Source organism: Candidatus Symbiopectobacterium sp., from assembly GCF_020054415.1.
In the GTDB taxonomy this organism is placed as follows: Bacteria; Pseudomonadota; Gammaproteobacteria; order Enterobacterales; family Enterobacteriaceae; genus Symbiopectobacterium.
Genome location: NZ_JAHWCO010000135.1, coordinates 1 through 7,184 on the forward strand (window position 1 = coordinate 1; position 7,184 = coordinate 7,184).

The window sequence follows — 7,184 nt, forward strand, 5'->3', positions numbered from 1 at the left end:
CTCGACTTGCATGTGTTAGGCCTGCCGCCAGTGTTCAATCTGAGCCATGATCAAACTCTTCAATTTAAAGTCTGATTTGCTTCTACTCGAGAAGCGATGCTCAAAGAATTATTACTGTTAGTTCGTAATGAATTAACTGATATTCACTCTTCAATACTTTTATTTTTTTAAGCACGAAGGCTTTACGATAAAGTCCTGTGAGTGCCCACACAGATTGTCTGATTAATTGTTAAAGAGCGTTGCGACGCGGCTTGCAGCCTGCTGTCGCGAGGCGGCGTATGCTACGCTTTCCTCTTTAAGAGTCAACGATTATTTTCATTTGAAAGTGAATCGTTTTTCTCTTGCTGACCTCGCCTTGAATCGCTTCGTGTCGTGTCAACGGAGGCGCATTGTAGGGATCCCAATAATTTGCACAACCCCTTTTTTCATCTTTTTTCCGTTTGTTCAAATTCCGCCCGATAAGCCCGATTTTACTCATTTACGCTGTTTGATAACGCGCGGCAAATCTGCCAGACTATCAATCACAATATCAGCCAGCGCTTCTCCTTGCTCGGTAATCGGCTTGCCGGTACGCACCAGCACTTTTGTCCCGACACCCGCCGCAATGGCAGCCTGCATGTCTTCTTCTTTATCACCGACCATATAAGAAGCGGCCATATCAATATTGAGGAAGCTCTGCGCTGAGAGAAACATGCCCGGCTTGGGTTTACGGCAGTCACACTCCTGACGATATTCCCCTTGCCCCTGCTCTGCGTGGTGGGGACAGAAATAGATGCCGTCCAAATCGACTCCGCGATCGGCCAGCGACCAATCCATCCACTCGGTCAGGTGCATGAAATCGTCTTCACTGAACACGCCGCGCGCAATACCGGATTGGTTAGTCACCAGCACCAGCGCAAATCCTTTCTTCTTTAGTTCACTCATCGCGTCGATAACGCCATCAATAAACTCAAACTGATCGATCTCATGAACGTAACCATGATCGACATTAATCGTGCCGTCGCGATCGAGAAAAACGGCTGGAACCGGTTGTGCCACTGCTATGTGCTCCTGATGGCGTTATTTGCGCGTTAGTATCGCATGTTTTTGTACTTTGAGAGAATGCTTAATAACGACAAAGTAAATTGACTTAGACGTCTAGACACCCTAACATCCGTACAATATTCTGCATACAGCAGACGTTGATCTATCCCGCGATAGGCACTTACGATAAATAAAGATGATTAAACTTTCTAACATTACAAAAATTTTCCAGCAGAAAGGCCGGACCATCACAGCACTGGGCAATGTCAGTCTGTATGTCCCTGCTGGGCAGATCTATGGTGTTATCGGTGCATCCGGCGCAGGTAAAAGTACGTTGATCCGCTGTGTAAATCTGCTGGAGCGCCCGACACACGGAGAGGTATTGGTTGGTGACCAGGATTTGATGGCGCTGTCCGAAGCGCAGTTAACCAAAGCACGCCGCAAGATTAGCATGATCTTCCAGCACTTTAATCTTTTGGCGTCTCGTACCGTGTTTGGTAACGTGGCCCTGCCTCTTGAGCTGGACACCACGCCAAAAAACGAAATTACCCGCCGCGTCAACGAACTGCTCGAACTGGTGGGGCTATCGGACAAGCACGATGCTTACCCGGCAAATCTGTCCGGCGGGCAAAAGCAGCGCGTTGCGATTGCTCGCGCGCTGGCCAGCAATCCCAAGGTACTGCTGTGTGACGAGGCAACCAGTGCGCTCGATCCGGCCACTACGCGCTCCATTCTCGAATTGCTCAAAGACATTAATCGCCGTTTAGGGATAACCATCCTGTTGATCACCCATGAAATGGATGTGGTAAAACGCATCTGCGATCAGGTAGCAGTGATCAGTGGCGGTCAATTGATTGAGCAGGACACGGTCAGTGAAGTGTTCTCTCACCCTAAAACACCTCTGGCACAAACCTTTATCCAGTCTACGCTACATTTGGATATCCCCGAGGATTACCAATCCCGTCTTATCGCCGCACCGCACAACGACCAGAACACCCCGCTGCTACGGCTGGAATTTACCGGTCAATCCTTCGATGCGCCGTTACTTTCAACGATCGCGCGCCGCTTTAACGTCAATAACAATATCATCAGTGCGCAGATGGATTACGCAGGTGGCGTCAAATTTGGCATCATGTTGGCCGAGATGCACGGCGAAGAACAGGACACGGTGGCCGCCATCGCGTTTTTACAGGAACACCATGTGAAAGTTGAGGTGCTGGGCTATGTCTGAAGCAATGATGTTGTTGATGGCGAAAGGCGTTTGGGAAACTGTTGTGATGACGTTTGTTTCTGGCTTCTTTGGCTTTGTGCTGGGATTGCCGGTTGGCGTAATGCTTTATATTACCCGTCCAGGTCAGATCGTTGCCAACCCGCCGCTGTATCGCACACTGTCAGCGTTGGTGAATATTTTCCGTTCTATTCCATTCATTATTTTGCTGGTGTGGATGATTCCGTTCACACGCGCCATCGTCGGCACCTCTATCGGGTTGAAGGCAGCCATTGTGCCATTGACCGTAGGCGCAGCGCCGTTTATCGCGCGTATGGTAGAAAACGCCCTGCTGGAAATCTCCAGCGGATTGATCGAGGCCGCGCGCGCTATGGGAGCCACGCCGTTACAAATTATTCGTAAGATTCTGCTGCCAGAAGCACTTCCCAGTCTGATCAATGCCGCCACCATCACACTTATCACCCTGGTAGGCTATTCTGCAATGGGGGGTGCAGTCGGTGCCGGTGGGTTAGGTCAAATTGGTTATCAGTATGGATACATTGGTTATAACGCCACAGTCATGAATACGGTATTAATATTACTGGTTGTTCTGGTCTACCTGATCCAATTCGTAGGCGATCGCACGGTACGGGCAGTGACTCATAAATAAGTTTTACTACACGTCGGACTATGCCGCTGTCGGCAAGCCGCAAAACGTTAAATATGAAGAGGTTAAGGAAATGACAATTAAATTTAAAACCGTCGCCGCACTGGGTACGCTACTGGGTGCACTGGCGCTGACAGGCTGCGGACAAGAAGAAAAAGACCCAAACCACATCAAAGTCGGTGTTATTGTGGGTGCTGAGCAACAAGTTGCTAAAGTTGCAAAGAAAGTGGCTAAAGACAAATATGGCCTGACCGTGGAACTGGTGTCCTTTAACGATTATGTGCTGCCGAACGAAGCGCTGAGCAAAGGGGATATCGACCTGAATGCCTTCCAGCACAAACCTTATCTGGACCAACAGATCAAAGACCGTGGCTACAAACTGGTTGCTGTCGGCAATAGCTTTGTCTACCCGATCGCTGGCTACTCTAAAAAAATTAAATCATTAGACGAGCTGCAAAACGGTGCGCAAATTGCGCTGCCTAACGATCCGACCAACCTGGGTCGCTCTCTGCTGCTGCTGCAAAAACAGGGTCTGGTCAAACTGAAAGATAACGTTGGCCTGCTGCCGACCGTGCTGGACGTGGTTGAAAACCCGAAAAACCTGAAACTGGTCGAATTGGAAGCACCGCAACTGCCACGCTCTCTGGATGACGATAAAATCGCACTGGCTATCATCAACACCACCTATGCCAGCCAGATTAACCTGACACCGACCAAAGACGGTCTGTTCGTGGAAGAGAAAGACTCTCCGTACGTAAACCTGATTGTGTCACGTGAAGACAACAAAGACGCGTCCAATGTGAAGAAATTTGTTCAGGCTTACCAGTCAGACGAAGTTTATGAAGCGGCCAACAAGATTTTCAACGGCGGCGCGTTGAAAGGCTGGTAATATCACCCGATACGCGAGTGACAATTATTTCAAGACGGGCCTAGGTGCCCGTCTTGTTATTTGTGTCGTAGCTTGCTTCAATAAGCGCACTTCAAAAGAAGAATAGTAGAGAGGAAATGCTATGCGTGCTATACTGCTCGTGTTTTTAGGGCTGTCATTAACAGGATGTTCCCTGCTGCAACCCAAAACTGCACCCACACCGCAACCAGTTATCGAACCTGCTGTCGAAGCGCCGGCCAAAGCGAAACAGGCTCCGCGTCCGGCAACCGCCGTGTTGTATAACAATGCGGAAGAGTTGGTGGGTAAACCGTTCCGCGATATGGGCGAAGTGTCCGGCTCTGTGTGCCAGGCTAGCATGCAAGATACCCCCGCGATGGTTGCAAATGCCCGCCGCCGTCTGCAAACGCGTGCAACAGCGATGCGCGCCAATGCGGTTCTGGTGCACAACTGTCAGGTCGTCAGTGGCGTTGCAGGCTGCTATCGGCAGGCCATTTGCGAAGGCACTGCACTGAAGATTTCTTCTCAATAAAGCCGGGCAATGACCACCTATCATTTCGATCAGATTGGCGTTATCCGTTCGCCTTATAAAGAAAAATTCGCCGTGCCACGGCAACCAGGCCTGATTGAAGATGGCGACGGAGAACTGCATCTTCTGCCACCTTACCACCAGCCAGAAGCGGTGCGTGGGCTGGACGCGTTCAGTCATATTTGGGTGTTATTTGTTTTTCACCACACCATGGAACAGGGCTGGCGACCAACGGTGCGCCCTCCCCGTTTGGGCGGCAATGCGCGTATGGGGGTTTTCGCCACACGTTCCACGTTTCGTCCGAATCCCATCGGTATGTCGTTGGTCCAACTGAAAGGGATAAAGACCACACGCGACAGCGTTATCTTACAGTTAGGCAGCCTCGATCTGGTCGATGGTACGCCAGTGGTTGATATCAAACCCTATTTGCACTTTGCGGAGAGCGTGCCTGATGCCATCGGCGGTTTCGCGCAACAGGCACCCGACACCGCGATGCCCGTGTATTTTTCTGCACTGGCATCGCGACAACTGACGCAACATCAATCCACTCACCCACACCTGCGCCGTTTTATCACCCAGGTGTTGAATCAGGATCCGCGCCCTGCGTACCGCAAGGGGGAAGTCTCGCGTGATTACGCCGTCCTGTTGCTGGAATTCAACGTGCGCTGGCGCGTAACGGACATGCGGACGGAAGTGCTCAGCATTGAGCAAGCACCGCGCTAAGCGAAAATTGAATCGTTATCCATGACCTGTGCGCCATAAAATTCACACCGCACACTTTTGACGAAGGAAAGTCACTGTTACACTAAGCCACTTTATCGTGCTTAAGGGCCTACATGGCTCTTTGCATCTCGTTTTGGGGCACATCGGTGCCCATTACTTTGCGTTCTGACGGAACTAAAACACCATGCGTACTAGCCAATATCTGCTCTCCACCCTGAAGGAGACACCTGCCGACGCGGAAGTCATCAGCCATCAGTTGATGCTGCGCGCTGGGATGATCCGCAAGCTAGCCTCCGGGTTATACACCTGGTTGCCGACCGGCTACCGAGTTCTGAAGAAAGTCGAAAACATCGTGCGTGAAGAGATGAACAACGCCGGTGCTATCGAGATTTCTATGCCCGTGGTACAACCCGCCGATCTGTGGCAGGAGAGTGGCCGCTGGGAACAGTACGGCCCGGAATTGCTGCGCTTTGTCGATCGCGGTGACCGCCCGTTTGTTCTCGGTCCAACGCATGAAGAAGTGATTACCGATCTGGTGCGCAACGAGCTCAGCTCTTATAAGCAGTTGCCGCTGAATCTGTTCCAGATCCAGACAAAATTCCGCGATGAAGTGCGCCCGCGTTTCGGCGTAATGCGTTCTCGCGAATTCATCATGAAAGATGCCTACTCGTTACATACCTCGCAGGAATCATTGCAGGTCACCTATGACGCGATGTACGACGCCTATAGCCGTGCATTTAGCCGCATGGGGTTGAACTTCCGCGCGGTTCAGGCGGATACCGGCTCTATCGGTGGTAGCGCATCACACGAATTCCAGGTGCTGGCGCAGAGCGGCGAGGACGACATCGTTTTCTCTACCGACTCTGAGTACGCCGCCAATATCGAATTTGCTGAAGCCGTTGCCCCCATACTGGGACGTGCAGAAGCGAAAGAAGAGATGCGTCTGGTTGATACCCCCAACGCCAAAACCATCGCCGAGTTGGTTGAGCAGTTTAATCTGCCGATCGAAAAAACGGTCAAAACGCTGCTGGTGAAAGCAACACCAGAGAGCGGCCACAAGCTGATTGCCCTACTGGTGCGCGGCGATCATGAGCTGAATGAAGTGAAAGCGGAAAAACTGGAGCAGGTCGCCAGCCCGCTGACCTTCGCAACAGAGGCTGAGATTCGAGACATCGTTGGTACAGGCCTAGGCTCACTAGGCCCGGTTAATATGTTAATACCGGTGATTATCGATCGTGCCGTCGCGGCAATGAGCGATTTCGGCGCTGGCGCAAACCAGGACGGCAAACACTTCTTTGGCATTAACTGGGAGCGTGACGTTGCACTGCCGCAAGTGGCAGATATCCGCAACGTGGTTGAAGGCGATGCCAGCCCGGACGGAAAAGGCACCCTGTTAATCAAACGCGGCATCGAAGTAGGTCACATCTTCCAACTGGGCACCAAATACTCTCAGGCGCTGCAAGCCAGCGTGCAAGGTGAAGATGGTCGTAACCAGATCCTGACCATGGGCTGTTACGGTATCGGGGTGACGCGCGTAGTGGCTGCCGCCATCGAACAGAACCACGACGATCGTGGCATTATCTGGCATGACTCCATCGCACCCTTCCAGGTGGCGATTCTGCCGATGAACACGCACAAATCGTTCCGCGTGAAAGAGCTGGCTGAAGACATTTATCAGCAACTGCGCGCCAAAGGCATTGATGTGCTGCTCGACGATCGTAAAGAGCGCCCGGGTGTGATGTTTGCGAATATGGAATTAATCGGCGTGCCGCACACTATCGTCATTGGCGATCGCAATCTGGATAACGACGAGATCGAATATAAATATCGTCGCGACGGAGAGAAAAAGATGATCAAGGTCGGCGAGATCGTTGATTTTTTGTCCGCCAATACCGTTCGTTAATACGCAGCAATAAAGCATAAAAAGAGCCTGTTTAAGATGTTGTGTAAATGACTTTCCTCAGAAGTGACCGTCAAGGCGGTCACCGAACTCGATAATATGTATTAGTTGTATTAGTCGCGACTAGATCTGACACTGGACCTTGAAAGGTTGAGAGTTACCGGTTTTGATATGGGTGTCTAATCCTTAAACAAAACGCGAGGTAACTCTCATGCTTCATACTAACAATCCCATTATCAAACACAAAGC

General features: G+C 51.1%; 7 protein-coding genes and 1 rRNA gene. 6 read left to right on the forward strand and 2 right to left on the reverse strand.

Translation table 11 applies throughout. From position 1 onward, the window contains the following. Positions 1-66 (reverse strand): 16S ribosomal RNA (locus QZ506_RS04130); the annotation flags it as partial. 408 nt (positions 67-474) lie between these two features. Continuing rightward, on the reverse strand, positions 475-1,038 hold the full coding sequence (gmhB, locus tag QZ506_RS04135) for a D-glycero-beta-D-manno-heptose 1,7-bisphosphate 7-phosphatase (protein ID WP_291969271.1): 564 nt from the start codon (positions 1,036-1,038) through the stop codon (positions 475-477). Positions 1,039-1,219: 181 nt separating this feature from the next. Between gmhB and metN the strand changes: the two genes are divergently transcribed. The 6 genes from metN to proS all read left to right on the forward strand — a co-directional run bounded on the left by metN (position 1,220) and on the right by proS (position 6,938). Continuing rightward, a complete protein-coding gene (metN, locus tag QZ506_RS04140; protein WP_291969273.1) occupies positions 1,220-2,254 on the forward strand; it encodes a methionine ABC transporter ATP-binding protein MetN in 1,035 nt (344 codons plus the stop codon). Further along, positions 2,247-2,900 carry a methionine ABC transporter permease MetI gene (locus QZ506_RS04145; RefSeq protein WP_291969276.1) on the forward strand — a complete coding sequence of 218 codons (654 nt, stop codon included), beginning with the start codon at positions 2,247-2,249 and terminating at the stop codon, positions 2,898-2,900. The genes metN and QZ506_RS04145 overlap by 8 nt, the downstream gene beginning before the upstream one ends. A 70-nt stretch (positions 2,901-2,970) precedes the next feature. Continuing rightward, positions 2,971-3,786: a MetQ/NlpA family lipoprotein gene (locus QZ506_RS04150; RefSeq protein ID WP_291969278.1), complete on the forward strand. Its 816-nt coding sequence runs from the start codon at positions 2,971-2,973 to the stop codon at positions 3,784-3,786. A gap of 121 nt (positions 3,787-3,907) precedes the next feature. Next, entirely contained in the window at positions 3,908-4,315 is a 408-nt protein-coding gene (gene rcsF / locus QZ506_RS04155) for an Rcs stress response system protein RcsF (RefSeq protein ID WP_291969280.1), read from the forward strand. Positions 4,316-4,324: 9 nt separating this feature from the next. Next, positions 4,325-5,035: a tRNA (N6-threonylcarbamoyladenosine(37)-N6)-methyltransferase TrmO gene (tsaA, locus tag QZ506_RS04160; RefSeq protein WP_291969282.1), complete on the forward strand. Its 711-nt coding sequence runs from the start codon at positions 4,325-4,327 to the stop codon at positions 5,033-5,035. A gap of 184 nt (positions 5,036-5,219) precedes the next feature. Next, positions 5,220-6,938, forward strand: coding sequence for a proline--tRNA ligase (gene proS / locus QZ506_RS04165; RefSeq protein WP_291969283.1), 1,719 nt, complete (start codon positions 5,220-5,222; stop codon positions 6,936-6,938). Positions 6,939-7,184 lie beyond the last annotated feature (246 nt).